33 protein-coding genes are annotated in these 24,370 nt (G+C 45.4%); 5 read left to right on the plus strand and 28 right to left on the minus strand.

Going from position 1 to position 24,370, the window contains the following annotated elements:
• Positions 1–5 precede the first annotated feature (5 nt).
• The 6 genes from nusB to aroQ all read right to left on the minus strand — a co-directional run bounded on the left by nusB (position 6) and on the right by aroQ (position 4,659).
• Positions 6–431, minus strand: coding sequence for a transcription antitermination factor NusB (gene nusB, locus KNP93_RS06510; protein ID WP_131503134.1), 426 nt, complete (start codon positions 429–431; stop codon positions 6–8).
• A gap of 119 nt (positions 432–550) precedes the next feature.
• Positions 551–1,903 (minus strand): acetyl-CoA carboxylase biotin carboxylase subunit, encoded by a 1,353-nt coding sequence (gene accC, locus KNP93_RS06515; RefSeq protein ID WP_131503135.1) that lies wholly within the window; start codon positions 1,901–1,903, stop codon positions 551–553.
• Positions 1,904–1,917: 14 nt separating this feature from the next.
• Positions 1,918–2,373, minus strand: coding sequence for an acetyl-CoA carboxylase biotin carboxyl carrier protein (gene accB / locus KNP93_RS06520; protein WP_131503136.1), 456 nt, complete (start codon positions 2,371–2,373; stop codon positions 1,918–1,920).
• 179 nt (positions 2,374–2,552) lie between these two features.
• Positions 2,553–3,119: an elongation factor P gene (gene efp / locus KNP93_RS06525; protein ID WP_012369804.1), complete on the minus strand. Its 567-nt coding sequence runs from the start codon at positions 3,117–3,119 to the stop codon at positions 2,553–2,555.
• 34 nt (positions 3,120–3,153) lie between these two features.
• Positions 3,154–4,218, minus strand: a complete 1,065-nt coding sequence (locus KNP93_RS06530) for a M24 family metallopeptidase (RefSeq protein ID WP_214854002.1) — start codon at positions 4,216–4,218, stop codon at positions 3,154–3,156.
• Between the two features lie 18 nt (positions 4,219–4,236).
• Positions 4,237–4,659, minus strand: a complete 423-nt coding sequence (gene aroQ / locus KNP93_RS06535; RefSeq protein ID WP_131503138.1) for a type II 3-dehydroquinate dehydratase — start codon at positions 4,657–4,659, stop codon at positions 4,237–4,239.
• A gap of 157 nt (positions 4,660–4,816) precedes the next feature.
• Between aroQ and KNP93_RS06540 the strand changes: the two genes are divergently transcribed.
• Together KNP93_RS06540 and KNP93_RS06545 are read left to right on the plus strand one after the other, a co-directional pair.
• The gene (locus tag KNP93_RS06540; protein WP_214854005.1) at positions 4,817–5,749 is read left to right on the plus strand and encodes a DUF1385 domain-containing protein; all 933 of its coding nucleotides are present in this window, start codon (positions 4,817–4,819) and stop codon (positions 5,747–5,749) included.
• A gap of 20 nt (positions 5,750–5,769) precedes the next feature.
• Positions 5,770–6,171, plus strand: coding sequence for an SA1362 family protein (locus tag KNP93_RS06545; RefSeq protein ID WP_114596354.1), 402 nt, complete (start codon positions 5,770–5,772; stop codon positions 6,169–6,171).
• A gap of 52 nt (positions 6,172–6,223) precedes the next feature.
• Here the strand turns inward: KNP93_RS06545 and hpt are convergent, their stop codons facing one another.
• The 3 genes from hpt to KNP93_RS06560 all read right to left on the minus strand — a co-directional run bounded on the left by hpt (position 6,224) and on the right by KNP93_RS06560 (position 8,174).
• On the minus strand, positions 6,224–6,751 hold the full coding sequence (gene hpt, locus KNP93_RS06550; RefSeq protein ID WP_131503186.1) for a hypoxanthine phosphoribosyltransferase: 528 nt from the start codon (positions 6,749–6,751) through the stop codon (positions 6,224–6,226).
• A gap of 145 nt (positions 6,752–6,896) precedes the next feature.
• Complete coding sequence (gene mntR, locus KNP93_RS06555) at positions 6,897–7,319, minus strand: transcriptional regulator MntR (RefSeq protein ID WP_034770295.1); 423 nt, start codon at positions 7,317–7,319, stop codon at positions 6,897–6,899.
• A gap of 24 nt (positions 7,320–7,343) precedes the next feature.
• Complete coding sequence (locus KNP93_RS06560; RefSeq protein WP_131503140.1) at positions 7,344–8,174, minus strand: lipoate--protein ligase family protein; 831 nt, start codon at positions 8,172–8,174, stop codon at positions 7,344–7,346.
• A 139-nt stretch (positions 8,175–8,313) separates the two neighbouring features.
• On the opposite strand from KNP93_RS06560, the gene KNP93_RS06565 reads away from it, so the two are divergent.
• The gene (locus tag KNP93_RS06565; protein WP_114596356.1) at positions 8,314–8,694 is read left to right on the plus strand and encodes a rhodanese-like domain-containing protein; all 381 of its coding nucleotides are present in this window, start codon (positions 8,314–8,316) and stop codon (positions 8,692–8,694) included.
• Positions 8,695–8,753: 59 nt separating this feature from the next.
• Here the strand turns inward: KNP93_RS06565 and gcvPB are convergent, their stop codons facing one another.
• From gcvPB to KNP93_RS06630, 13 genes are all read right to left on the minus strand, one after another.
• The gene (gene gcvPB, locus KNP93_RS06570; protein ID WP_131503141.1) at positions 8,754–10,232 is read right to left on the minus strand and encodes an aminomethyl-transferring glycine dehydrogenase subunit GcvPB; all 1,479 of its coding nucleotides are present in this window, start codon (positions 10,230–10,232) and stop codon (positions 8,754–8,756) included.
• On the minus strand, positions 10,225–11,571 hold the full coding sequence (gene gcvPA / locus KNP93_RS06575; RefSeq protein ID WP_131503142.1) for an aminomethyl-transferring glycine dehydrogenase subunit GcvPA: 1,347 nt from the start codon (positions 11,569–11,571) through the stop codon (positions 10,225–10,227). The genes gcvPB and gcvPA overlap by 8 nt, the downstream gene beginning before the upstream one ends.
• A gap of 14 nt (positions 11,572–11,585) precedes the next feature.
• Positions 11,586–12,668 carry a glycine cleavage system aminomethyltransferase GcvT gene (gene gcvT, locus KNP93_RS06580; RefSeq protein ID WP_214854020.1) on the minus strand — a complete coding sequence of 361 codons (1,083 nt, stop codon included), beginning with the start codon at positions 12,666–12,668 and terminating at the stop codon, positions 11,586–11,588.
• A 182-nt stretch (positions 12,669–12,850) separates the two neighbouring features.
• Positions 12,851–13,165: a hypothetical protein gene (locus tag KNP93_RS06585; protein ID WP_114596360.1), complete on the minus strand. Its 315-nt coding sequence runs from the start codon at positions 13,163–13,165 to the stop codon at positions 12,851–12,853.
• Entirely contained in the window at positions 13,162–13,644 is a 483-nt protein-coding gene (locus KNP93_RS06590) for a shikimate kinase (RefSeq protein WP_188005252.1), read from the minus strand. The genes KNP93_RS06585 and KNP93_RS06590 overlap by 4 nt, the downstream gene beginning before the upstream one ends.
• Positions 13,637–13,846, minus strand: a complete 210-nt coding sequence (locus KNP93_RS06595; RefSeq protein WP_251138681.1) for a hypothetical protein — start codon at positions 13,844–13,846, stop codon at positions 13,637–13,639. Before KNP93_RS06595 ends, KNP93_RS06590 begins: the two co-directional genes overlap by 8 nt.
• Positions 13,847–13,905: 59 nt before the next feature.
• Positions 13,906–14,256 (minus strand): hypothetical protein, encoded by a 351-nt coding sequence (locus tag KNP93_RS06600; protein WP_251138682.1) that lies wholly within the window; start codon positions 14,254–14,256, stop codon positions 13,906–13,908.
• Positions 14,249–14,560 (minus strand): PulJ/GspJ family protein, encoded by a 312-nt coding sequence (locus tag KNP93_RS06605; RefSeq protein WP_131503146.1) that lies wholly within the window; start codon positions 14,558–14,560, stop codon positions 14,249–14,251. The genes KNP93_RS06600 and KNP93_RS06605 overlap by 8 nt, the downstream gene beginning before the upstream one ends.
• Before the next feature lie 5 nt (positions 14,561–14,565).
• Entirely contained in the window at positions 14,566–15,033 is a 468-nt protein-coding gene (locus KNP93_RS06610; RefSeq protein WP_214854024.1) for a prepilin-type N-terminal cleavage/methylation domain-containing protein, read from the minus strand.
• The gene (locus KNP93_RS06615; RefSeq protein ID WP_131503148.1) at positions 14,996–15,313 is read right to left on the minus strand and encodes a competence type IV pilus major pilin ComGC; all 318 of its coding nucleotides are present in this window, start codon (positions 15,311–15,313) and stop codon (positions 14,996–14,998) included. Before KNP93_RS06615 ends, KNP93_RS06610 begins: the two co-directional genes overlap by 38 nt.
• 20 nt (positions 15,314–15,333) lie before the next feature.
• Positions 15,334–16,260 (minus strand): type II secretion system F family protein, encoded by a 927-nt coding sequence (locus tag KNP93_RS06620; RefSeq protein ID WP_214854269.1) that lies wholly within the window; start codon positions 16,258–16,260, stop codon positions 15,334–15,336.
• 29 nt (positions 16,261–16,289) lie between these two features.
• Positions 16,290–17,132 carry an ATPase, T2SS/T4P/T4SS family gene (locus KNP93_RS06625; protein ID WP_131503150.1) on the minus strand — a complete coding sequence of 281 codons (843 nt, stop codon included), beginning with the start codon at positions 17,130–17,132 and terminating at the stop codon, positions 16,290–16,292.
• A gap of 59 nt (positions 17,133–17,191) precedes the next feature.
• Positions 17,192–17,578 carry a Spx/MgsR family RNA polymerase-binding regulatory protein gene (locus KNP93_RS06630; protein WP_012369783.1) on the minus strand — a complete coding sequence of 129 codons (387 nt, stop codon included), beginning with the start codon at positions 17,576–17,578 and terminating at the stop codon, positions 17,192–17,194.
• A 225-nt stretch (positions 17,579–17,803) separates the two neighbouring features.
• On the opposite strand from KNP93_RS06630, the gene KNP93_RS06635 reads away from it, so the two are divergent.
• Positions 17,804–18,067, plus strand: coding sequence for a DUF2626 family protein (locus KNP93_RS06635; RefSeq protein ID WP_012369782.1), 264 nt, complete (start codon positions 17,804–17,806; stop codon positions 18,065–18,067).
• A 52-nt stretch (positions 18,068–18,119) separates the two neighbouring features.
• Here the strand turns inward: KNP93_RS06635 and KNP93_RS06640 are convergent, their stop codons facing one another.
• Positions 18,120–18,737 (minus strand): MBL fold metallo-hydrolase, encoded by a 618-nt coding sequence (locus tag KNP93_RS06640; RefSeq protein ID WP_188005250.1) that lies wholly within the window; start codon positions 18,735–18,737, stop codon positions 18,120–18,122.
• Between the two features lie 166 nt (positions 18,738–18,903).
• Here KNP93_RS06640 and KNP93_RS06645 point away from each other — a divergent pair, with 166 nt between their 5' ends.
• Positions 18,904–19,083 (plus strand): DUF2759 domain-containing protein, encoded by a 180-nt coding sequence (locus KNP93_RS06645; RefSeq protein ID WP_012369780.1) that lies wholly within the window; start codon positions 18,904–18,906, stop codon positions 19,081–19,083.
• Between the two features lie 108 nt (positions 19,084–19,191).
• On the opposite strand, the gene KNP93_RS06650 is transcribed toward KNP93_RS06645, so the two are convergent.
• From KNP93_RS06650 to KNP93_RS06670, 5 genes are all read right to left on the minus strand, one after another.
• Entirely contained in the window at positions 19,192–21,117 is a 1,926-nt protein-coding gene (locus tag KNP93_RS06650) for an LTA synthase family protein (RefSeq protein ID WP_214854038.1), read from the minus strand.
• Between the two features lie 222 nt (positions 21,118–21,339).
• On the minus strand, positions 21,340–22,296 hold the full coding sequence (locus tag KNP93_RS06655; protein WP_131503154.1) for an ROK family glucokinase: 957 nt from the start codon (positions 22,294–22,296) through the stop codon (positions 21,340–21,342).
• A gap of 77 nt (positions 22,297–22,373) precedes the next feature.
• Positions 22,374–22,571, minus strand: a complete 198-nt coding sequence (locus KNP93_RS06660; RefSeq protein WP_131503155.1) for a YqgQ family protein — start codon at positions 22,569–22,571, stop codon at positions 22,374–22,376.
• Positions 22,555–23,592, minus strand: coding sequence for a M42 family metallopeptidase (locus KNP93_RS06665; protein ID WP_214854041.1), 1,038 nt, complete (start codon positions 23,590–23,592; stop codon positions 22,555–22,557). The genes KNP93_RS06660 and KNP93_RS06665 overlap by 17 nt, the downstream gene beginning before the upstream one ends.
• A 199-nt stretch (positions 23,593–23,791) precedes the next feature.
• Positions 23,792–24,301, minus strand: coding sequence for a GNAT family N-acetyltransferase (locus tag KNP93_RS06670; protein ID WP_114596370.1), 510 nt, complete (start codon positions 24,299–24,301; stop codon positions 23,792–23,794).
• Positions 24,302–24,370: the final 69 nt, after the last annotated feature.

The following is a 24,370-nucleotide window of genomic DNA, read 5'->3' on the forward strand; positions in this document are numbered from 1 at the left end:
TTAAGTTAGTTGCTTTGCGGATTTTCTTTCAAACCGTTTTGTTCCACTTCTTGTGCTACTTTTCCTAACACACCGTTGACGATTTTTGTTGCTTCTTCGTCGGCAAAAGCTTTTGTCAATTCAATCGCTTCGTTGATCGTTACCCGGACTGGAATTTTAGTTTCAAACAACAGTTCATACACCGCAAGACGAAGAATCGTCCGTTCAATGTTTCCGAGACGTTCAAATGACCAGTTCACGAGCGCGGCACGCAACTTTTGATCAATTTCCGGTTTATTGGCTTCGACACCCTCGACCAATCGTGTAACAAACGTATCATATTCTTTACCTTCTACTGCGAATTCAATGGCTTCTTGTGCAGACAGATCCGAGAGTTCCATTTGGAACAAAGACTGTACTGCCAGTTCGCGCGCCATATGTCTTTTCATCATGATTTTACGTGCTCCTTTTTTTATCGTTCTCAATCAATTAGTTTAGCACATTCTTTTTTCAAAAAACATAGAGAACGGCAAAAAGACGGGAGTTAAATACAATCGACTCCCGCCCACGATTACTTCACGATTTCTGCTTTTAGTTCACGTTCTGTAAATTTCGTCGTAAATGTTCCACGACGGAATACCGGATGTGCCAAGACTTTTTGATGGAAAGGAATCGTCGTTTTGACACCCTCGATCCAAAATTCAGATAAAGCCCGTTCCATTTTTGCACATGCTTCTTCACGTGTTTCGGCATGAACAATCAGTTTGGCGACCATTGAATCATAGTACGGAGGAATCATATACCCCGGATAGACTGCACTATCGATCCGGACGCCCATTCCGCCCGGTGCGACGTATTGTGTGACCCGTCCAGCGTGGGGACGGAAATCGTGATCTGGGTCTTCCGCATTAATCCGGCATTCAATCGAATGCCCCCGGAATTCAATATCCTGTTGCTGAACAGCCAGTGGATGATCGAGCGCCACCTGGAGCTGCGCCTGCACAAGATCAAATCCCGTGATCATTTCCGTCACCGGATGTTCGACCTGGATTCGCGTATTCATTTCCATGAAGAAGAATTCTTCCGTCTCTTCAACAAAGATGAACTCGATCGTCCCGGCTCCCGTATAGTCAATCGCTTTCGCTGCCTTGACTGCCGCTTCCCCCATCTTCAAACGTGTTTCAGGACTAACGGCCGGCGACGGGGCTTCCTCAATCAGTTTTTGCATCCGTCGTTGAACGGTACAATCCCGTTCCCCGAGATGAATCACGTTTCCGTGACGATCGGCGAGTACCTGGACTTCGACATGACGAAACTCTTCGATAAAACGTTCGAGATACACTTCGCTGTTGCCGAATGCTTGTTTCGCTTCACGGCGCGTTTCATCCAGACCGGTCACAAGTTCTTCCTGTGAACGGGCGACACGAATGCCTCGTCCACCTCCGCCGGCAGTTGCCTTGATGATAACAGGATAGCCGATTTCATCCGCTAGTTGTAACGCCTCGTCATCCGTGACCGTCCCGTCAGAACCCGGTACGACAGGTACACCGCAGGCAATCATCGTTTGTTTCGCGACATCCTTGATCCCCATCTGACGGATGGCAGCGGATGTCGGTCCGACGAACTTGATGCCACAGGCTTCACACATCTCGGCAAAATCAACGTTCTCCGCGAGGAACCCGTATCCCGGATGAATCATCGTGACGTTCCGATTGGTCGCAACAGCCAGGATATTCGTGACATTCAAGTAAGAAGCCGTCGAACTGACATCTCCAATACAATATGCTTCATCTGCTAAACGGACGTGCAGGGCATCCCGGTCCGCTGTCGAATAAACGGCAACCGTCTGAATGCCGAGTTCTTTTGCCGCACGAATGATTCGGACCGCAATCTCGCCCCGGTTCGCTATTAAAAGTTTTTCCATTGCCATCACCCCGCTCAAGGACGAATCCGGAAGAGAGGTTGTCCGAATTCAACAAGGTCTCCATCTGCGACGAGAATTTCGACGACTGTTCCGGCTACTTCCGAGTTCAGATTATTAAATAGTTTCATGGCTTCTAAGACGCAGACGACTTGACCGACTTCGATTTGATCGCCGACTTTGACGAAAGACGGTTTGTCCGGATTCGGACGCGAATAAAACGTTCCGACCATCAACGCATTGATCGTTACCGTATCTGCTTCAACATTTGATTCTTCCGTTGCTGATTCCGTGACGGCTACTGGAGCTTGCGCTGCCGGTGTTGCGGCCGGTGCCGGTGCTTGATGGGAAACAACGATGTTATCATTTTGTTTTTTTAATTTTAACTTATACGTATCGGTTTCAAGAGAAAGTTCATTGACACTCGATTGGTCCAACATTTCGAGTACTTGCTTCAACTGATCGATTTTCATTTTTCTTCATCCCCTATCTCAACATTCACCTTTATTATTATACTTTAATATTATACCAGGTGCTAATGCCTACTCAAATACTAATATTAACTGGTCATACCAAAGGACGCAAGTCAAGACAAGAGGAAAAAACGCCTGTCCATCCAAGACGAGGATGAATAGGCGCTTCGAAAGCTGGGTTATCCGTTGTAACGCCCTGTGAAATCACCAGTACGTGTATCAACTGTTACTTTTTCTCCTGCTTCGATGAAGAGTGGTACATGGATGATATGTCCCGTCTCGACCGTCGCATTTTTCTTGACGTTTGATGCTGTATCGCCTTTGACACCAGGCTCTGCCTCAACGATCGTCATGACGATTGTATTCGGAAGTTCGATTCCGAGGACTTCGCCGTTGTAGATCGCAATCTGAACTTCCATGTTTTCAAGAAGGAACGGGAGTGCCGCTTCGACTTGAGCCGTTGTGAGTTCCAATTGCTCATATGATTCTGTATCCATGAAGACATACGTTTCACCCATCGGATACAAGTATTGCATTTTGTTCCGTTCGATGTGGGCACGCTCGACACGTTCACCACCACGGAACGTCATCTCTTGAATGTTTCCGTTACGGATGTTACGCATTTTCGTCCGGACGAATGCTGCACCTTTACCCGGTTTAACGTGTTGGAATTCAAGGACCTGCCAAATCATTCCGTCTGATGTTTTAATTGTAAGTCCTGTTTTTAAATCGTTTACTGATACCATGAAAAGTTCCTCCTAAATGTTGATCTTGCCATTTTTACAGTGTAATAAGTTCTTTTGGTGAAGACGAAAGAATTTCACGCCCTGATTCGGTGATCAAGACGTCATCTTCAATCCGACATCCTCCGACTTGTGGTACGTAAATTCCCGGTTCAACCGTAACAATCGTACCAGGTTGCAGTTTCGTTTCAGAACGGAACGATAATCCTGGTCCTTCATGTACTTCTAACCCAATTCCATGACCCGTCGAATGACCAAAATATTCCCCATATCCTGCATCCTTGATGATGTCACGTGTCAAAGCGTCTGCTTCAATTCCAGTGATTCCCGGACGTAATCCGTCAACGCCTGCGAGTTGCGCTTGAAGGACGGTATCGTAAATCTTCTGTAACTCCGGACTGATTGGTCCGATGGCAACAGTACGCGTGATGTCCGAGACGTATCCGTTCAGAAGCGCACCAAAATCAAGCGTCACGAGTTCACCTGACTGAATGACTTTCGAACTGGCAACACCATGCGGTAACGCAGAACGATAACCAGACGCAACAATCGTATCGAACGACGAAGACGTCGCACCTTGTTTACGCATAAAGAATTCAAGTTCGTTCGAGACTTCAAGTTCTGTTCGACCAGCTTGAATATACGTCAAGATGTGGTGGAACGTCGCATCTGCTAAATCCACCGCTTCCTTAATCATCTTAATCTCTGATGAATCCTTAATCAAGCGTAGGTTTTCAACGATTCCAGTCGTCGGAACCAATTCCACAGCTGATGCCTGATCGAATGCTTCGAATGAGCCAAGTGTCATCGCATCTTTTTCGACACCGACTGCACGCACGCGGGCTCCCGCCATCAATTCACCCATCGTTTCCGGAATCGACCGTTCAATCTGAACGATTTCCATTCCTTTTACTTGATCAGCCGCTTGTTCCGTGTAACGGAAATCCGTCACGAAGTAAGCTTGTTCTGACGTCACGAGACACGCACCGCTCGAGCCGGTAAATCCGGAAATATACCGGATATTTTCCGCCTTCGTGACGAGAAGACCTGGTAAATCACGTTCTTTAAGAGCCGTTTGGAGTGCTTCGATACGATGTTTCATGTCTGTTTCCCCCTTTTATTATGTAGACGGTTGGATCAACGCTTCTACTGCGAGCAGATACCCCGTCATCCCTAAACCGCTGATGACACCTCGGCAAACCGGTGCAAGCATCGACTGATGCCGAAATGCTTCGCGCGCATGAACGTTTGATAAATGAACTTCAATCGTCGGTACGCCGATTGCCGCAATCGCATCCCGCAACGCAATACTCGTATGCGTGTAAGCTGCCGCATTCAAAACGATTCCGTCATATCCGCGCGCTCCATGTAAATAATCGACCAATTCCCCCTCGTGGTTCGATTGGGCGAACTGAAAATCAATATCCTTAAAACGGTGTTTTATCAGATCTTCCAAATCCGATAAAGTTTGCGTCCCATATGTATCCGGTTCCCGTGTCCCAAGCAAATTCAAGTTCGGTCCATTCAAGACGAATATCCGCATTTCATCACCTCCAGATTGTCCCTGTCATTGTATCATAAGTCGTTTTCCGTCTCCTAAATTTTCGACTAGCATCGACAGCTGAACATAGTGTTTTTTCTATAAATCGAGTAAAATGACGGTACACGATATTTTATTTGAAGATGGGATGCGTTTCTCTATGAAAACTGCTCAAGCGCCCGTTGGTGGACAAGCCATCGTCGAGGGTGTCATGTTCCAAAATGCTACACATGCCGTCTCAGCCATTCGCCGAAATGACGATACGATTGAAACATTCGAACAAAAAAAACCAAGTCGACCACGGATTGCCGTCGGTAAAAAAATCCCTTTGATCCGCGGATTGTTCGCTTTAGTCGAGTCTTCAGCAAACGGAGCAAGCCATATGAACTTCGCCAGTGACCGTTACGGTGTCAATCCGGGTGAAGAAGAGCCGGAAGACGCTTCCCAAGGCCAGTTTACGAAATGGCTCGGCGTCGCTGTACTCGGTGTTTTGTCGTTCTTTTTCGGAAAATTGATGTTTACGTTATTACCTGCGTTTCTAGCCTCACTTTTCAGCTACTTCCCGGCGTTATCCGGACATTTGATTCAAAACGTACTGGAAGCCTTGATCAAGTTGACCTTGCTGTTCAGTTACCTCTATCTGATTTCCTTGACCCCGCTCGTCAAACGACTGTTTCAATATCATGGTGCGGAACATAAAGTCATCAACTGTGTCGAGAGTGGCCAGACATTGACGGTCGAAAATGTCCGGACAAGCAGCCGTTTGCATTACCGGTGTGGTTCGAGTTTCTTGATTTTCACTGTCATCGTCGGATTTTTCGTGTATTTAATCGTACCGACCGATCCATTATGGTTACGTCTTGTTTGTCGGATTGCCTTGTTGCCTGTCGTCATCGGTCTTTCGTTTGAAGTTTTACAATTAACAAATAAAGCGCAAAACATTAGAGGGTTACGCGTCATCGCCTTACCCGGCCTGTGGTTACAGTACTTGACGACGAAAGAACCGGATGATTCTCAAATCGAGGTTGCGATTTACGCGTTTGAAGCACTCGAAAAACAGGAACATAACCTACATGAGAATGCACTTGGTTAATTGATAACAGGGGTGATAATATGATTAGACAACGGATTGGCTCTACATTCGCACTTGTCGTGTTACTGTTTGCGTTCGTCGGCTTTGGATATAAGCTTGCTAATGATCCCGGTAGTCTGTTTTCACAATTACTGTTTTTTGCGATTACAGCTGGAATCATCTTCTTGCTGTTTAAATTTTTAACACGAAATAGCGTCAGCAGCGGAACGAACTCTCAATATCGAAAATCTGTTGCGCAGTCTAAAAAAATGCATGCCAAGAACAACCCCTCTCCCCGCCGGACAGATTTTAAGAAGAAACCGGTCAAAACGACGAAAACGGCCACATCTAATAAAGTGCGTCCCCTTCGTGACCGGTCAAAAGCACCACACTTGACTGTCATTGAAGGAAAAAAGGGTAAAAAGAAAAAACGTGCTTTTTAAACAAAATCAACAGTAGCTGTGTGCCGATAAGGCTACACAGCTACTGTTTTTTTTAATCCGTCTCGACCCAACCGACGTACGGCAGGTTCCGGTATTCCTCGGCACAATCAATACCATAACCGACTACAAAATAATCGGGAATCTCAAATCCGACATAATCGGCATCGAGCGGTACTTCCCGTCGTGCCGGCTTGTCGAGTAACGTACAAATTTTCAAGACACCCGGTTTATGCAGCTTCATGTGTTCACACAAGAAACTTAAGGTATGCCCGGTATCGATGATATCCTCGACGACGACGACGTATTTCCCTTCGACATCAAGATCCAAGTCCTTTTTCAACTGGACGCGTCCGGACGAAACCGTTTTGGCGCCATAAGAAGAACAGGCGACTGTATCGATTTGGACACTACCTTTGATTTCGCGCATCAAATCGGCAGCAAAGACCATTGAACCTTTTAATACGACGACTAAAACAATTTGTCGACCTGCCGCGTCACGTTCAATTGCAGCAGCAAGATCTTTTACTTTTGACGCAAGTTCTGATTCCGATACTAACTTCTCTTTAATCACGATTTCCATAACCGGATGGAGATCCATCCGTCACCCCCTTCGATGATTTCACGGTCAGTATAGCATATCCGCCTCCCCATTAACCGTACTATAATGACATTTAATTAAAAATCGTTCGTCTTTTAAGAAGAATGAGACAAAAAAACAAGTACACTCATTCTTCTGGGTGTACTTGCTGATGTTTTTGAAATTCCGCTTGTAATTCCGGACGTTCGGCAAAAAACTGAATCATTCCGTTGATTTTATCGAGTGCTTCAATACTGATATGATGCTCGATTCCTTCCACATCTTTGTAAATCAAAGATTCATCCACTCCGACGAGGCGCAGAAAATCTTCTAACAACGCATGACGTTCGACAAGGCGCTTCCCGATTTTCCGTCCTTTTGCCGTTAACATCAATCCACGGTATTTCTCATACACGAGATATTCTTCCCGGTCCAACTTCTGGACCATCTTTGTCACAGAGGACGGATGAACACCTAACAGTTCTGCAATATCGGATACACGGGCATATCCTTTTTCTTCAATCAAAATATAGATTTGTTCTAAATAATCTTCCATGCTCGGAGTCGGCACGACATCACCTTCCAATCCATCTCTTTAGCGCTTCCAGTTCCATTCTTCACTACGGTACTTCTCTGCCAACCGCTCAATTTCCTGCCATTGATGCGTTGTGAACTCTAGCGGGGTGAAGGTCAATTGAAGTGCATCTTCAAATCCCTTTACAAAAGCAAGACGAACTTCTTCGAATGAGACAGAACGTCCAGCAAGCTCATTCAAGGCAACCGCTTTTCCGGCAAAACGTGCTTTCATCCGTTCACGCATCGTTTCATCTTCGTACATAAAACAGTCAAACAATTCCCCTTCATCGACAGACAGCGGCACAGAACCGTGTTGCAACACGACGCCTTGATGACGGACTTGCGCACTTCCGGCCACTTTCCGTTTTCCGACTGCCAGTTCATAATACGATGCGGCATCAAAACAGACAGCAGACTTCGGTTTTCGCAATTCGTCTTTTTCTTCTTCTGTCATCGGAACCGAAAATTCAACAGGAATCCCTAAATGATGATACCCTTTACGGATTCCTTCTGTCAGCATCCGGTAACTTTCAATGACGGTTTTCGGGACGCCTTCCATCTGTTCAGGAAGAATCACACTGTATGTCAATTCGTCGGCGTGTAAGACAGCTCGTCCCCCGGTCATCCGGCGAACGATTGGAATACCCAGTGCTTCGATCCGTTTGCGATCAATATCTTTTGTCGCCCGTTGAAAATGACCGACACTTAATCCCCTTGGTTCCCACGAATAAAAACGAAGCGTCGGTGCGACTTCGCCTCGGCCGACAAAACCGATTAAGGCTTCGTCAATCGCCATGTTCAATGCCGGTTCCATTCTTTCCGTCGTCAATACTTGCCACTCTCTGATCAAGTGAACACCCCCAGAAACGTTTCCGTATTAGTGTATCAGACCCTTTCTATCCTGCGCAACGACGAGTCGATTGCCGAAATCGATTTCGTTTACTATAATGGTAAAGATGTTATATGAACGAAGGGGTTGGAACTTAGATATGGAAATCAGTACAATCATCACGATCGTCTTATGGGTAGCCTTGATTGCTTATATCGTCTGGCGCTTCATGCCGGTCAAAGGAATCACGAAGCTCTCACAAGAGGAATTCCGGGCAAACTACCGGAAAGCACAAATCGTAGACGTCCGCGAGACACAGGAATTTAAAGGCGGTCACATCATCGGAGCGCGTAACATACCGGTCAGTCAGATGAAAATGCGTTCGAAAGAATTACGTAAGGATATGCCGATTTATTTGTATTGCCAAGGCAACATGCGTTCATCGCAAGCGGCCAAAGTCTTGAAAAAAGCCGGTTATACGAACTTGTATCAACTTAAAGGCGGATTCAAGCAATGGACCGGAAAAGTCAAACGCAGCTGATTCCTTTTACTTCATAACAAAACCATCCCTGTCAATTAAGACGCGGGATGGTTTTTTATTTAGACGTGAACTTCCTGTTTCGGCTGGTAACGTAAAATCGGCTTACGTGCTGCTAATGTCTCGTCCATACGTTTGACGACCGTCGTATGCGGTGCGTTCAAGACGACGTCCGGCGTCTCTTCGACTTCTTTCGCAATTTGGAGCATCGCATCGCAAAATGCATCAAGCGTCTCCTTCGATTCTGTTTCCGTCGGTTCGATCATGATACATTCTTCGACATTCAACGGGAAGTAAATCGTTGGCGGGTGATATCCGAAGTCAAGCAGGCGTTTGGCGATATCGAGCGTCCGGACACCCAGTGCTTTTTGACGACGTCCCGACAGAACAAATTCGTGTTTGCAATAGACATCATAAGGAGCATCATATGCACCCTTCAGACGTGCCAACATGTAATTGGCATTCAAGACGGCTTCTTTCGAAACGCGGGCAAGCCCTGCGCCTCCCATCGTCCGGATATAACTGTAGGCCCGGACGTTGATTCCGAAGTTTCCATAAAACGGTTTGACGCGGCCGATTGATTCCGGACGGTCGTAATCGAGTACAAAACCATCTGCCGTTTTCGCCACGATCGGTTTTGGCAGATATGGAATCAAGTCATGTTTGACACCGACCGGACCTGAACCAGGACCACCGCCGCCGTGAGGACCTGTAAACGTCTTGTGGAGATTCAAGTGGACAACATCAAAGCCCATGTCCCCGGGACGCGCAATTCCCATGATCGCGTTAGAGTTCGCACCATCGTAATACAGTTTTCCGCCGGCTTCGTGGACAGCTTTCGCAATCTCGACGATATCCGATTCGAACAGGCCGAGTGTATTCGGATTCGTCAGCATCAACGCTGCCGTATCTTCTCCGACTTTACTCTTTAAATCAGCTAAATCGACTAATCCGCGCTCGTCAGATAAGACCGTCACCGTATCAAAACCAGCAACAGAAGCCGATGCCGGATTCGTTCCGTGAGCTGAGTCCGGAACGAGAACTTTCGTCCGTTTAAAATCTCCCCGCGCATGATGGTATGCTTTGATCAACATCAGTCCTGTCCACTCACCGTGGGCTCCTGCTGCCGGTTGCAACGTCACTTCATCCATACCGGTAATGACTGCCAGTTTCTCTTGTAAGTCGTACATCAGTTCAAGAGCACCTTGTACGCTCTCAACCGGTTGCAATGGGTGGATATGAGCGAATCCCGGGAGACGTGCCATATCTTCATTGATTTTCGGATTGTATTTCATCGTACATGAACCAAGCGGATAGAAACCGGAATCGACCCCGTGATTTCGGTTCGAAAGGGCGGTATAATGACGGACAAGATCCAGTTCAGATACTTCCGGCAACTCCACGTCCTCTTGGCGTAGCAAATGCGCAGGCAATAAATCTTCCGCCGCTACTTCGTCGACCGTCGGAAGCGGTAAACTGTAGGCGACACGACCAGCTTTTGAGATTTCAAAAATCAATGTCTGTTCACTAGTTTTATGCATGAGTCAGTCCTCCTAACGCAGTCACGAATTGATCCAATTCTTCTTTCGTCCGTAATTCCGTCGCACAAACAAGCATTTGTTTGTTCCGACTGTCGTCAAACGTACCAAGTGGCAGACCACCGATGATTCCGGCTTGCAACAACTGTTTGCCGGCTTCTGTCGCATCGATTGGCAATTCAACCACAAATTCATTGAAGCTCGGACCGTCGTCCACGATGTGGAAACCTGCTTGAATCAATGATTTTTTCAAGGCGTAGGCCGTCTGAAGGTTGCGGGTTGCCAGTTCACGAATCCCGCGCTTTCCTAGTGCGCTCATCGCGATGGAGGCCGCTAAAGCATTCAGTGCCTGGTTCGAACAGATATTCGAAGTCGCTTTATCGCGGCGAATGTGTTGTTCACGCGCTTGTAATGTCAGGACGAAACCACGTTTTCCGTCTTCGTCGACCGTCTGACCGACAAGACGTCCAGGGATTTTTCGCATTAACGCTTTTGTCGTCGTGAAATACCCGCATGTCGGTCCACCAAAGCTCTGTGGAATTCCGAACGGTTGGCAATCCCCAATTGTAATATCCGCCCCAAGCTTACCCGGTGCTTCTAATAAGCCGAGTGCAAGTGGGTTGGCCGAGACGATGAATAACCCGCCTTTTGCATGCGTCGCGTCTGCTAATGCTTGTAAATCTTCGACACGTCCATAGAAGTTCGGATATTGCACGATGACACACGCGACATCATCGAGTGCATCCAGGTTCGCGATCGCCGTTTCACCATTCACGAGCGGTAATGTCTGTACTTCAAGTCCGGGACCGTTTGCGTAGGTCCGCACGACATCGTGTGCTTCCGGATGCACACCATCTGAAAGAACGATTGTCTTCTTTTTCTTATGGGCACAGGCAAGCATTGCCGCTTCAGCCAGTGCTGTAATCCCGTCGTACATCGAAGAGTTGGCGACATCCATTCCCGTCAATTCACAAATCATCGTTTGGTATTCAAAAATCGCCTGCAGCTCCCCTTGTGAAATTTCAGGTTGATACGGCGTATAGGCCGTGTAGAACTCAGAGCGGAGTAACATATGGTTCACGACAGCAGGTGCATAGTGGTCATAGATACCAGCACCAAGGAAAGACGGATACTGCTTCGTGTTCATGTTTTGATCGGCAAGTTTTGAGAGCGTTCGAATCAAATCGGTTTCCGGTAAGGGAATGCCCACTTCTTCCAAAGTTCCTTGATCGCGTACACTCGCCGGGATATCGGCAAGCAAGTCTTCAATCGAGTCCGCACCAATCGTCTGTAACATTTCTTTTTCATCTTCTTGTGTCATCGGTAAATAACGAAAATCCATCTTTTATGTCCCCCTTATTTGCTCCGGCGATAGAATGGTGTGTCGATTCGTTTTGCCGCCAGTTTTTTTCCGCGTACTTCGACTTCGAACGTTTCCTCAGTCGCATATTCCGTAGGTACAAGTGCTAACGCAATGGCTTTACCGATTGTCGGTGGTAATGTACCGGTCGTAACGAATCCGACGGGTTCTCCGTTCACTAGAACCGAAGCGTCTTGACGAGCAATCCCCTTATCAAGAAGTTCAAGACCGATTAATCGGCGGCGCGGACTGTCTTCTTTCTGTTTCAACAAAGCTTCCGATCCGACAAACGACTTCACTTGTGGTTTGACGGCAAACCCCATTCCTGCTTCAATCGGTGAAATCGTCGCCGATAACTCGTGGCCGTATAAAGGCAAACATGCTTCAAATCGTAACGTATCCCGGGCACCCAGCCCACACGGTACGACACCCGCTTCTAATAACACTTTCCAGACTGTCGAGGCGTCTGCAGACGGCATGTACAGTTCGAACCCATCTTCTCCTGTATACCCGCTGCGTGATACCAGCATATCGACTCCGGCCAACTCTCCTTGCGCAAAACGGAAAAATTTGATGTCTTCGAGATTGAGCGTCGTCAGTCCCTGCAACACTTCAACCGCTTTTGGACCTTGAACGGCAATTTGCCCATAGGCATCCGATTGATTTTCAAGCAACACGTCCCCTTTTAAATACTGACGTAAGTGCGCTTCATCTTTTTCAATGTTGGATGCATTGACGACAAGCAGATAGTCCTGTTCTGTTAAACGATAAACCAATAGATCGTCTACTGTCCCACCATTTTCCTGGCACAAAACATTGTATTGCGCCTGCCCGATCGCAATCTTCGAGATGTCATTGGACAACGTCTGTTGAAGAAATGCTAACGCATCTGATCCGGAAACAAACAACTCGCCCATATGGGATACATCAAACATTCCGACACGTTCCCGCACCGCTGTATGCTCTTCCTTGATGGATGAAAACAGAACTGGCATTTCAAACCCTGCAAAATCGACCATTTTCCCCGTTGGTGCAATGATGTCGAACAATGGCGTTCTCTTCAATGTCGTCTGACTCATACTTTTCCCCCTAATTACGAACATTTTTAGTTCCTTTTCTCTTTATTGTTCAACTTTCAATTACATTCTACCAATTTAAAATCTTTTATTCTAGGTTTATTCGGAAATTGAACAAAAGGAAAGAGAGAAAGGACAAAGTCCCTTCTCTCCTATTGTTTCATATTCAGCCGATGAAAGCCATTTCAAAATGGTTTAAGCCCTGCAGTATGTTCAACCTCTGTTTTAAGACGTTGTCCTTCAGCAATGAGTTGACGTCCTCCTTGCTCCACTCGTTTCCCCTCCGCGACCAAATGATCGACGTTTCCTTTGATTTGATTGATCCGGCTTGTCGTATGATCAATATTCGTCTGCAACGTTTGTTGACGAATGGAAAAACGTTCCAGTAGTTGCTTGATCACTGTCACATCTTTTGAAATCTTCTTTTTGTATAGGCTTAGCCCATAAATCACCAAACCGATGATTGCTAAGACGATAATTCCGAGATTGATCCAAATCATACGTTCTCCTCCAATATCGTTTCGATTTCTTTTGCCAGTTCCCGGACAGACTTCTTACCATCTAAGCGGATATCTGCCAACCGCGCATAGATAGGTCGGCGTCTCCGAAATAATTTTTCGACTGTCATCCGAGATTTGACAAGCGGACGGGATGGGTCTGTCCTGATTCGATTCCAGACCAAATGGAATGGCGTATCAATCCAGATGACGATTCCGGTTTCTTTCATGAACGTCCGGTTTTCCAAACGCTCGATGATTCCGCCTCCCGTGACGACAATTTCCGCTTCACTACTTCGTAACAATTCGACTTCCCGATCCCGGAATCCTGTTTCACGGTGTTTTGCGAAGAACTCCGTAATCGAACCATACTCCTGGACAAAGCGCTCATCCAGTTCTTCGACATGATAATGCACTTGAAGATTACGTCCAATCGCTGTTTTACCAGTTCCCATAAAACCAATCAAATAAACCTTATCCATTCGAAACAACCGCCTCGATTCTCTGTCCATTATCTAGTATCGCTTCCATTTTAAAGCCTTTATCTGTCCGTGTACAGATAACTTGACCAATTGGATACTGGACGGTTTCATCTTGACGACAGTCCTTTGTTGCGGCTCGCACGAGCGACTCGAGTTGTAGCGCTTCTTTCTCCAACTGAACCTGTTTCACCGCTTCATCCATCTGATGACACCCTAGCAGGATGGCCACGCCTATTCCAAGCAGCAACAACAGGGTTTGGATCAGGATGAAGCCGCCTTCTTGCACTGAACGGTTCGTTGATGCTGATTGAGTTCGAAAATGAGCGTCTGTCCTTCCTGGCGGACTTGGTAATGCGTTACATCGTGGGCATACGTCAGTTCGCCTCCAAATTCTTTTTTTAATCGGATTTGATTTTGTACACGGACGAGCCGCCATTTGACCGGATCCTCTTCCGGATCAACGTCTACGCCGCGAACTACATCACCATTTTTTTCACACGAAATACTCCGCCACATCAGTCGCTCAATCGTATGAAAAAATAATTCTTCTTCCATCGGTTGCTCGTGATGCACGGTACTGACGATTTGTGTCATCGCAATCAGACTAATCAACAGCAGCGGGCTCAGCCAAAGGACCAATGAAATTTCGAGGAGTGTCGTTCCGGATTGAGCTCGCCAAACAGACCTCTTCACTACACCACATCCCTTCTGTAATGTCGTAGCCTGTTCTTCTTTCTGCGATTTGATCAGACGCCATTTGATCGAGACGGCGTGTTTCGACCATCAATTGATTTTTTTGCTTTTGAAAAGACAACAGAGGATCGATTGCGAGCATCAGGAAACAAGCGATGGCAACCATCGATAAAACGACTTCCAGAAGCGTGAATCCCTGTTGCTGAATGTTTTTATTCCCCACGGTATTTACCTCGTTTTTTGAATCACCATTTGATAATTGCCGAGTAAAAATTTGATTTCAAACGCTTGTGTCATCGATTGACACACCCAGGTCGACGCATACGTCGAATGATAACTTTTAAAGTAAATGATCCGTCCGTTCGAAGGAACGATACAGGCGTGACCCGGTTGAAATGTCCGTTGCCATAACAGGCGATCGTTCGCCATGATGAAATATCCTTTGCCGTCATTTTTCCAGCGGAGCTGCATCTGATTTTGGTCACCCGTTTTAGAATATTGAATCAATCGTAGGGTCTGAACATCCTGTTTGAGGATTCCAATGTCTTGTTCCAGCGTATACAGGGCCGGTCTTCGATCGATGACGGTTGGTAATAAAAATATCAAAAGACATCCGATCATCACCAGTACAACGGTCATTTCAATTAACGTAAATCCGTCATTTAACTTTCGTAAGTTCTCCAGTCTTCGCATCATACGTATAGGTCTCCTGATCGCAAGCAAGTTCGTTTGGTTTTTCCGCTGTCCCCCGATTGATGGTTTGCAGTGATTCCGGATACGTTTTTTCTTTCGCATAATAAAGATTTACCTCGGAGCGGATGACACGGATGTTTGCTTCGCAACTGACTCCTTTCGCCTGGTCTTTCCCGCTCGTCATGGTCGGAATCAAAACGAGTAAAAGTAAGGAAATGATCAGCAGGACGGCTGCCATTTCAAGTAAAGTGAATCCTCGTTGATTTTGAATAAAACGTTTCATTTGATTGACTCCTCATCTCTTTAAAATGGAAGTTGCTGAATAGCGAGTTGAATCGGATAGTAGAGGATTAAAAACAGTGTTCCTGTCATAACGGTTAATCCTCCGTACAATGCCGGTTCAATCAATAACAGTTTCTTTTCGACTTCTTCCTCAATTGATTCATGCAATAATGCCGCTTGCTCCAGTAATAAAGGACCTAAATCACCACTTTCCCGCGCAATATGAACTAATCCGACAGTTTCGACATCAATGATATTTTCATCCTGCATTGCCTCCGATAACGGTTGACCACTTTTTTGGCGGTGGTGCAGCACCTGATACATCTGTTTCTTTTTTCCGGTTTGCCCTTGTTCCAAAGCATGAAAAGCTTCTTCTAATGAAAATCCGGCATCGATAAAAGAACCGATCTCGATTGTAAACAAGTAGCTGTAATACAAACGCAGCATTTTTTGAATCATCTTCATACGAAGCAAACGCTTCATCGGAATATGCCGAATCAGGAGAACAAGTCCGATCACCGTCGTGACAGGAGCAAACGCCATGACATATTTTGCTGAAGAATGAAGGAGGGGACGAACGAATGGAGGTAAGGTAGCCGGATTCGACATCTCCAATAAGGAAGGAAACACATAAAGAGCATAAAACATGAACAGTAGCAACAGACTGGCTGCCAAGACAATCGGATAACGGGCCATCTTCCAAAATTTCTTTTTCATCTGACTTTCAAGCTCCAGTAACCGAATGACTTGTCGTAAAATCATCAGCGGACGTTCCGTCTGATCTCCTACTGTAAGTAATTGTTGTAAAGCTGTCGGCAGTTTTAACGGTTCAAGGGAAAAGGAGAGTCGATTGCCTTGTTGCAGTCGGACTTGAATCTCATGAATCACCGGAATGAGCAACGGATCTTCAAAACGGACCAATATATCCAGTGCCTCTTTTGTCGAGATTCCTTTAGATAAGAGACGATGAAATCGATTTAAGAACCGACATTTACTAGCGCTTGTAAGTTTTCGACGGTACAGCGAACGTCTCCCTCCTCCCGGTACAAGTGGATGATTTTTTTACAGACGGACAATTCTTCATTTGTTACTCCTAACGTTCTTAATCGCAACAAGGCCTCTTCAATCGATCCTGCATGCAAGGTAAACAAAACGACATGACCACTCAGTGCCGCATTGATCGTCAACCGTGCTGCCTCAGCTGTTCTCACTTCGCCGAAAGCAATCCAGTCTGGATCGGCCCGGAGAATTTCTTCAAAACACCGGGTTGCGTCAAAACCAGCCTTTGCATTTAACTCCAGTTGTAAAATCCCCGGTACGCTACATTCGATTGGATCCTCGACCGAGATGATCCTTTTCCCGTCCATTGAGGCCATTAATGAGTACAACATCGTTGTCTTTCCTGCGCCTGTCGTTCCGGAAATGATGATGCATCCATGTGTTTGCTGTTTTAACCAAATCAAATCCTGTTCGGGATCAAGCAAACTTGCCGCAACCTCATCCGAAACAACCGCACGGTAAAAACGCCAGGACATGGCATCACCATATCGACTCGGTAAGATGGAGACACGCATTCCGCTCTCTTCAAGAGGATAGAGGCCACTTTGAGGAATTCGTTCATTTTGCTCCTTTAAGTTGGCTTCATAACGAATGTGACTGACAATCGTCCGATACTGTTCAATTGATACCGAGGATTGTTCTTCCAACCCTCCATTCGCCCGACAAATGACTTGGGCCGACCGGTCACCCGGAATAAAGTGGACATCGGTCGCACCGACTGCTTCAAATTGATGAATCAATCGACTGATCTCTTTTCTCAATCCAACACCTCCTTATTCAAAAAATACAAAAAAAAAGAAGCCGAAACAAATCGGCTTCTTTAAGATACTTGAGCAATAATTCGGTTCTTACGTTTCGCAAGTGTTTCGAGTCCTGGTTTATCATACCCGATTACAAGTTGTTTCCCGTCAGTAATGATTGGGCGACGCAATAATTTAGGATTGTCACTCATCAAACGAAGTAGTTCGCTTAGTTTCATGTCATCAACATCAATCCCTAAATCTTTAAAAGCCTGACTGCGTGTTGCCAGTAAACTTTCGATTCCATCCGTTGAAAGTTTTAGTAATTCCATCAATTCATCTACGGTTGGAGCATTTCTGAACAGATGACGTTCCTCTACATCAACATGTTCCTCTTTTAACCATGATTTCGTTTTACGACAAGATGTACAGCTTGGATATGTGAAAAATATCAACTCATTCGCCATTATTGCTCCTCCTCTCAAAATCTACGCTTCTCATTACAGAAACTATACCATGCCTTTTTCATTTTGTACACCTTTTGTACAACTATTGTACAAGTTTTTTTCAAACTTCATCTTTTGTTCACAGTTATTCCTTAACAAACACTAGAACATGATGGACGGATGATTGTTTGCTTGGTAAAATAAGTACGTATATTGACTATCTGTCGGATTTAGGGGGTTATATGAATGGGGAGAATGTACCGCGTACTCGGATTTTGGACTGGAATCATTGCAGTCATGGCATTTATCGGCGCTCTAGGTGGAGATGCTAGCTCAAGTGAACATACGGATTCATTTTTAGTTATGGGCTTCGTCTTCTTGGCACAAACAGTATTCTTTGCAGCATTAGGCTATCTTCGCCTTACTGAAAAAACGTATGTCTACATTTTTGCAGCGTACTTAACAGTATTCTTTATCGTCTTCACGTATTGGTCCAATTTCCAAATGTGAACAAAAAAGCCCCTCGCCTTCGAATGAAGACGAGGGGCTTTTTTATATTTCCTTAAAAAAATGGATTGTGTTTGATTTCCTGCCGTAACGTCGTTTCCGGTCCGTGCCCCGGATAAAACATCGTATCGTGTGGAATCTCTGCAATGACACGGTCGATGGACCGCGTCAGTACTTCTTGATCGCCGCCTTCGAGATCGGTTCGACCGACACTGCGCTTGAAAATCAAATCACCTGCAAAGGCGACCTGCTCTTTTTTAAAATAAAACGTGACACTGCCCGGTGAATGCCCCGGTGTTTCCATGACATGAAACTGGAATGGTCCAATTTCCAGCAGACCGCTTGCCAGTAACTGTTCGGCCGGTTTCACCTTTAAAGGCGGCATATTGAACTTGATGGACCCGTTGAGGTTCGGATTCGATAACCATTTCATTTCCTTTGGATGAATATAGGCAGGTGCAGACGTAAAACGTCGCAACATATCCACACCACCAATATGATCAAAATGAGCATGCGTCAAAAGGATTGCTTCGACCTTTGCTCCGCGCTTTTCAATTTCGTCAAAAAAACGTATATCTTCGGTTCCCGGATCAATGACGAGACATTTCCCGTCTTTAAAAAGAAGATAGCCGTTTTCCGAAGCCATACCTGAAGTAATACTTACGATTTCCATCTCATCAAACTCCTTTGTTGATATTCTTCTCTACTATACACGAAATTGTCGAAAGTTCGTCGCCCGCCCTCTCGACTTTATTCGCTCAGTCGGCTAAACTAAAAAGTGAGATTTAAGTGAAATCTTCGTGAACTTCATAACGTGATTTTTTAAGGGGGAGTACGTCATGCATTTGGATCAACCAATCGGTTGGCTTTTCTTTATCGTTGCACTCGTCGGTGTTTGGGCCGTCTTGCGTTCACTTAAGAAACGTCAAATGTTTCCACTCGTATTTGCTGGACTGACTGTAATCTTATTCGGTTGGTTTGGTATTGCGACATTGATTTTCGGCGGAATTCCGTCATAATCATGTTTTACAAAAAAAGGTCAGCTTTCCACAACGGAAAGCTGATCTTTTTTTGTCTACTCTCTCAAAAAAGACGGGAACGATTTAACATCGCTCCCGTCTTTTTGATTATTTAGACGTTTGTAAGAAACGCAACAAATCGCCATAAATGACCTTATCCGATAAACCTAGTTCTTTCTCAGATTGTTTGACAGACTCTTTACAGATTGCGCTGTCTTTCTCATCCGTGACTTCTTCACCGGTTTTACGGTCATAACATGTCTCTTGTGTGTAGACTGTCTTATCAGTTACGACAGAACCGTCTCGGAACAACGCATAATCTTTATGTTCTTTTGAGAACAGATCCGTTCCGAACAATACTTCATCCTTGAAATTGTAACCAAGCAGATTTAACAACGTCGGCTTGATGTCAATTTGACTTGCAACATCATCATGTTTGACGCCTTTGTTTTGCCCAGGCAAGTGGATGACAAATGGTACACGTTGCAATTGAGCAACATCATACGGTGTTAACTCATCTTTTTTCAACAATTCTGCCATCGCAGCATTGTGATTCGTCGAGATTCCGTAATGATCGCCGTACAGCATGAAAATCGTATCATCCCATGTGCCGTCTTTCTTTAATCCTTCGATGAACTTACCGAGCGCCATATCTTGGTATGCGAGTGCTTGAACATAATGATTTAATGTCGTCGAACTCGTTTCAAGTGGTGGCACGAGCTCATCTTCCGGTTTCGGCATTTCGAACGGATAATGGTTCGTCAACGTAATGAATTTCGAGTAGAACGGGCGCGGAAGATCTTTTAGCATCGGTAACGATTGCTCAAAAAACTTGTCGTCCAGTAGTCCCCATTCTGTTAAATCTTCTGGATTACCTAAATCGTAATCGGTTTCCGAGAAGAAACGATCGACTCCGAAACTGTTGTACACGATATCGCGGTTCCAGAATGATTTGTTGTTTGCATGGAATACAGCTGAATAATAGCCGTCTTCTTTTAACATTTCAGGTGTGGCACGGAATTCATTTTCGCCGTTTGTAAAGAATGCTGATCCGCGACCAAGTGGATAAATCGAGTTTTCCAAGATAAACTCGGCATCCGATGTTTTCCCTTGTCCTGTATTGTGATAGAAATTATCCCAATAGTGCGAGTCTTTGATCAGTTTATTAAGGTTCGGTGTGACTTCCTGCCCATTCGGTGCTTTTAAACCGACAGCAAACGATTGAGCCGACTCAAATGAAACGACGATGACGTTTTTCCCTTTGTACTTCCCAAACATCGCCGGATTTGGTGTAGCATACTTTGAATCTGCAAAGTTTTGAACTTCAGAAAGCTCAGAACTGTCGGCCATTGCCTTTTGCGCTGATGTTTTCGATTGAATCAACGCATCGTACATATGGAAGTTAAACGTTCCGATATTTTTGACGAGCAGTTCGCGGTCAAACGCACGTGTTAGTAATTCTGGGCGTTCTGTTTCCGCAAGTGCCAGGTTGCCTAGGAAAACGGCTGTCGCTGCAACGAAAGCGAGAATCGCACGTCCACGCGACGCGATGTTTTTCGACATATCCATTTTCCGTAAGAAAAACGGAAGAATCAATAAGTCCCCGACAATCAGAAGATCCGCCCATGATAACAATGAACCGAGCGACGCTGAAACCGTCTCTGCATTCGATGTTTGGAACAGAACCGGTAATGTCAGGTAATCATTAAAGAAACGGAAGAAAATGATATCCGCATACAGGACGAATGTCGCCACGACAAGGGTCCCGTAGATGAACCATTTTTGAACGTTCCCACGGAAGAAGAAACTGAATCCAAACATAAACAGTGCCGAACTGATTGGGTTAATCAGTAAGATGAATGCCTGTGCCGAATTGGTGACCGGCACATTGAAAAAGAGCGTATACGCTAAATATGTTTTTAACCAAATCAGAAGTGTCGCAATCCAAAAGAGCTTGTGCTCCTTATACGTGCTGCGCACACCTTGACCCACCTTTAGCCGCATACGCGACCAGATGCTTGAGTCTTGCTGCATAAAAACCTGCCTCCTAATATACGTGTGTCCTTTTTAATCGAACTTTTACACGTCTTACATATCATATTCTATTTATACCCGTATCACGTGAAAATTTTACGCTTACTTTTACAAAAATGCAACCGGAATCCGGTCGATACTTTACAATCACATACTTTTATTACGTATGTAAACAAAAAAAAGATTCGATTTCTCGAATCTTCTTAAAAATAAATCATATGATTACTTTTTTAAAAACATTTGTTTGGCTAGCCAAGCGCAGCCAATGACCCCGGCATCGTTACCGAGTTCCGCGATTTTGAAGGTCGTTGATCCAAAGACACGAGGTAAAGCAAATCGTTCGAACGATTCCTTTAAAGGAGTCATCAACGCATCGCCGGCTTTTGAAACACCACCGCCGATGACAATGATCTCAGGATTAAAACTGTTTGCCAAATTCGAAATAGCAAGTCCAAGATGGAATGTCACTTCTTCGACAACTTCCGTCGCTACCGCATCCCCTTGCGAATAGGCTTCAAATACATCTTTTGCCGTAACCGCTTTGATATTATTCAAAGAAGTAATTTGTCCTTTTCGTTTTTCAAGACCCAGTCGGGCGACACCCGTTGCAGAAGCAATTGTTTCCAAACAACCTTTACGGCCGCAACCACACATGACGCCACCTTCCGGCAACATCGTGATATGACCGATTTCACCGGCCATACCGACTGTTCCGTGAACGATTTGTCCGTTGGTGATTAAACCACCACCAACACCTGTCCCCAGTGTGACGGCAAGCAGCTCTGTCGCTCCGCTCCCTGCCCCTTTCCACATCTCACCGATCGCCGCTGCATTCGCATCGTTCTCAATCACAGCGGGCAATCCTGTTAAACGTTCAAACTCTCCGACGAGTTCAAAATTGTTCCAACCGATATTGACCGCTTTTTCGACGACACCCGTATTAAAGTCGATGAATCCCGGCGCACCGATTCCAGCGCCGACAAAGTCTTCGACCCGCTTGTTGCTTTGCTGACATTTTTCAAAGAAAGAACGGGCGATGTCTCCCGGAATTTGTCCGCCATCATTTAAGATGACCGTTTCAATTTCCCATTTTTCTACGATGATTCCTTGTAAATCCAGAATCGCCATCTTGACCGTCGTTCCACCGATATCCACACCCAGTAACCACTTCATCGTCATAACTCCCTCATGATAAAAAATTCTTCCCTTTTATTTTAGCCGATTCATCTGCTTGTGCAAAGGGTTGCACAAGCTTTTCATGCTTTTCTCGATTGTTGTAGTTCGTATGCTAAAATCACTTTTGCGGAATCATATTGTTTTTTTTCCAGCACACCGGCCTGCTCAAGTTCGTCCAGTTCAAGCATCATCATCGCAATATCCGATTCCCGGTCACCGAGGTACACAATCGTTCCATATGATTTGAGCAATTGCTGAACATCATAAAGTGTTTTCATCGTTCATCGGCTCCTTTACAAATACATCGAGTAAATCGTATGTGGCTTGAAGGGATGTCTCGTGTGTCCGTTCGTAAGAATGACTCGATTCAATCCCGGGACCGAGTAATCCGTGCCGGACATCATGTCCGGCATGGACGGCCGCTGAAGCATCCGAACTGTAATAGGGATAGATATCCACTTTGTATGGAATCGTATGCTGTTGCGCTAAACGTGTGAACTGATGACGTAACGCAAGATCATACGGACCGGAACCGTCTTTTGCACAAATCGAAACCGTATACTCATCCGAATGTTGTCCTTCTCCAAGCGCTCCCATGTCGACTGCGATGTATTCCGCGACATCTTCTGAAAAACCGGCATTTCCTCCAAAGCCCACTTCTTCATAATTGGAGATGAGAATTTGGACAGGATGCGGTAACGTCAGCGTTTTCCATTTCTTGACGAGCTCCAACAATAAAGCAACAGACGCCTTGTCATCAAGGTGTCGTGATTTTACGAATCCCGTTTCCGTATGAACGAACCGTGGATCAAACGTTACGACGTCACCTACTTCGATTCCGGCAACCCTTGTTTCTTCTGCCGTTGTCGAACGGATGTCGAGTCGGACCTCGATATTCTTCGCACTCCGTTCTTCCGTATTCGTCACACGTGACGTGTGGACACTTGAATGATGGAAGACAATCGTTCCGGAAACGGTTTGTCCATCCATTTTATGAACTAAACAGTTTTCTCCCTCAATAGCTGTCCACGCATAGCCGCCAAGCTGCGATAGACTGAGACGACCGGTTGGTAAGATTTCCTTCACCATCGCCCCTAACGTATCGACATGTGCTGTCAGTAACCGAATCCGCGACGACTGCCCCGGCAACATGGCAAGCAAAGCCCCTTTTTCTAATTTTTTATATGTAATCCCTTCTTCTTTGAACCGGTTTTCTACATATGTAAGTGCATGAACGGTGAATCCCGTCGGACTAGGAATCTCCACTAAGTCACGAATCGTCTGAACAACTGCCTGCATGTGTTTCACTCCTTTTTTCGAATGTTTTTCCTTTTATATGATACCAAAAGATGGAACAGGCGGGTACTCATTCACTGCTTCGATTGCCTTCCTGCTGAATAAAAAAAGTCGTAGATTCAATTTACATTGACTCTACGACTTTTCATACGTCTAATCTTCCCTTCGAACCAATTTTAAAAAGGAATTGATTCATCCTCCATTAGACGTATTTTTTCATCCAGATATCATCGCGGTATGTTCCATCTTCCAGTTTAACGGAGTCCGGATCTTCCGCGTATACTTCAAAGCCCAGTGATTCATACAGGTTCTGAGCAGCCTCATTGCCGGAAAGCACTGCCAGGATGACTTGTTCGACATCAGGAAGTTGCTTTGCCTCTTCAATCAACGCTTCCATTAGAGCACGTCCTGTTCCGCCACGATAATCCGGTGACACATACACACCAGAAATCATCGCTTTATGCGACTCGCGTGATAATTCGTACGGCTTGACCTGACCAAATCCAAATAACTTTTCACCGTCAAATATTCCGAGCCATACTTCATCCGAATCCGGATCGCCTTCCAGCCCTTCTTGAACATCTTTAATTGGTGTTTGTTGTTCATCATCAAACGAATGACCAAACGCATCTGGATGATTTTTTAATCCTTCCAGTCGAAGACTCCAATACTGTTCTGCATCTTCTTTCGTTAACTTCCGAAATGTATACATGACTGTCTTTCTCCCCTTTATGCGTTTTTACTATTAGACAATATGACATGAGAAACTCTTCTATCCTTT

The sequence above is a fragment of the Exiguobacterium sp. s166 genome (assembly GCF_018618855.1).
Taxonomy (GTDB): Bacteria; Bacillota; Bacilli; order Exiguobacteriales; family Exiguobacteriaceae; genus Exiguobacterium_A.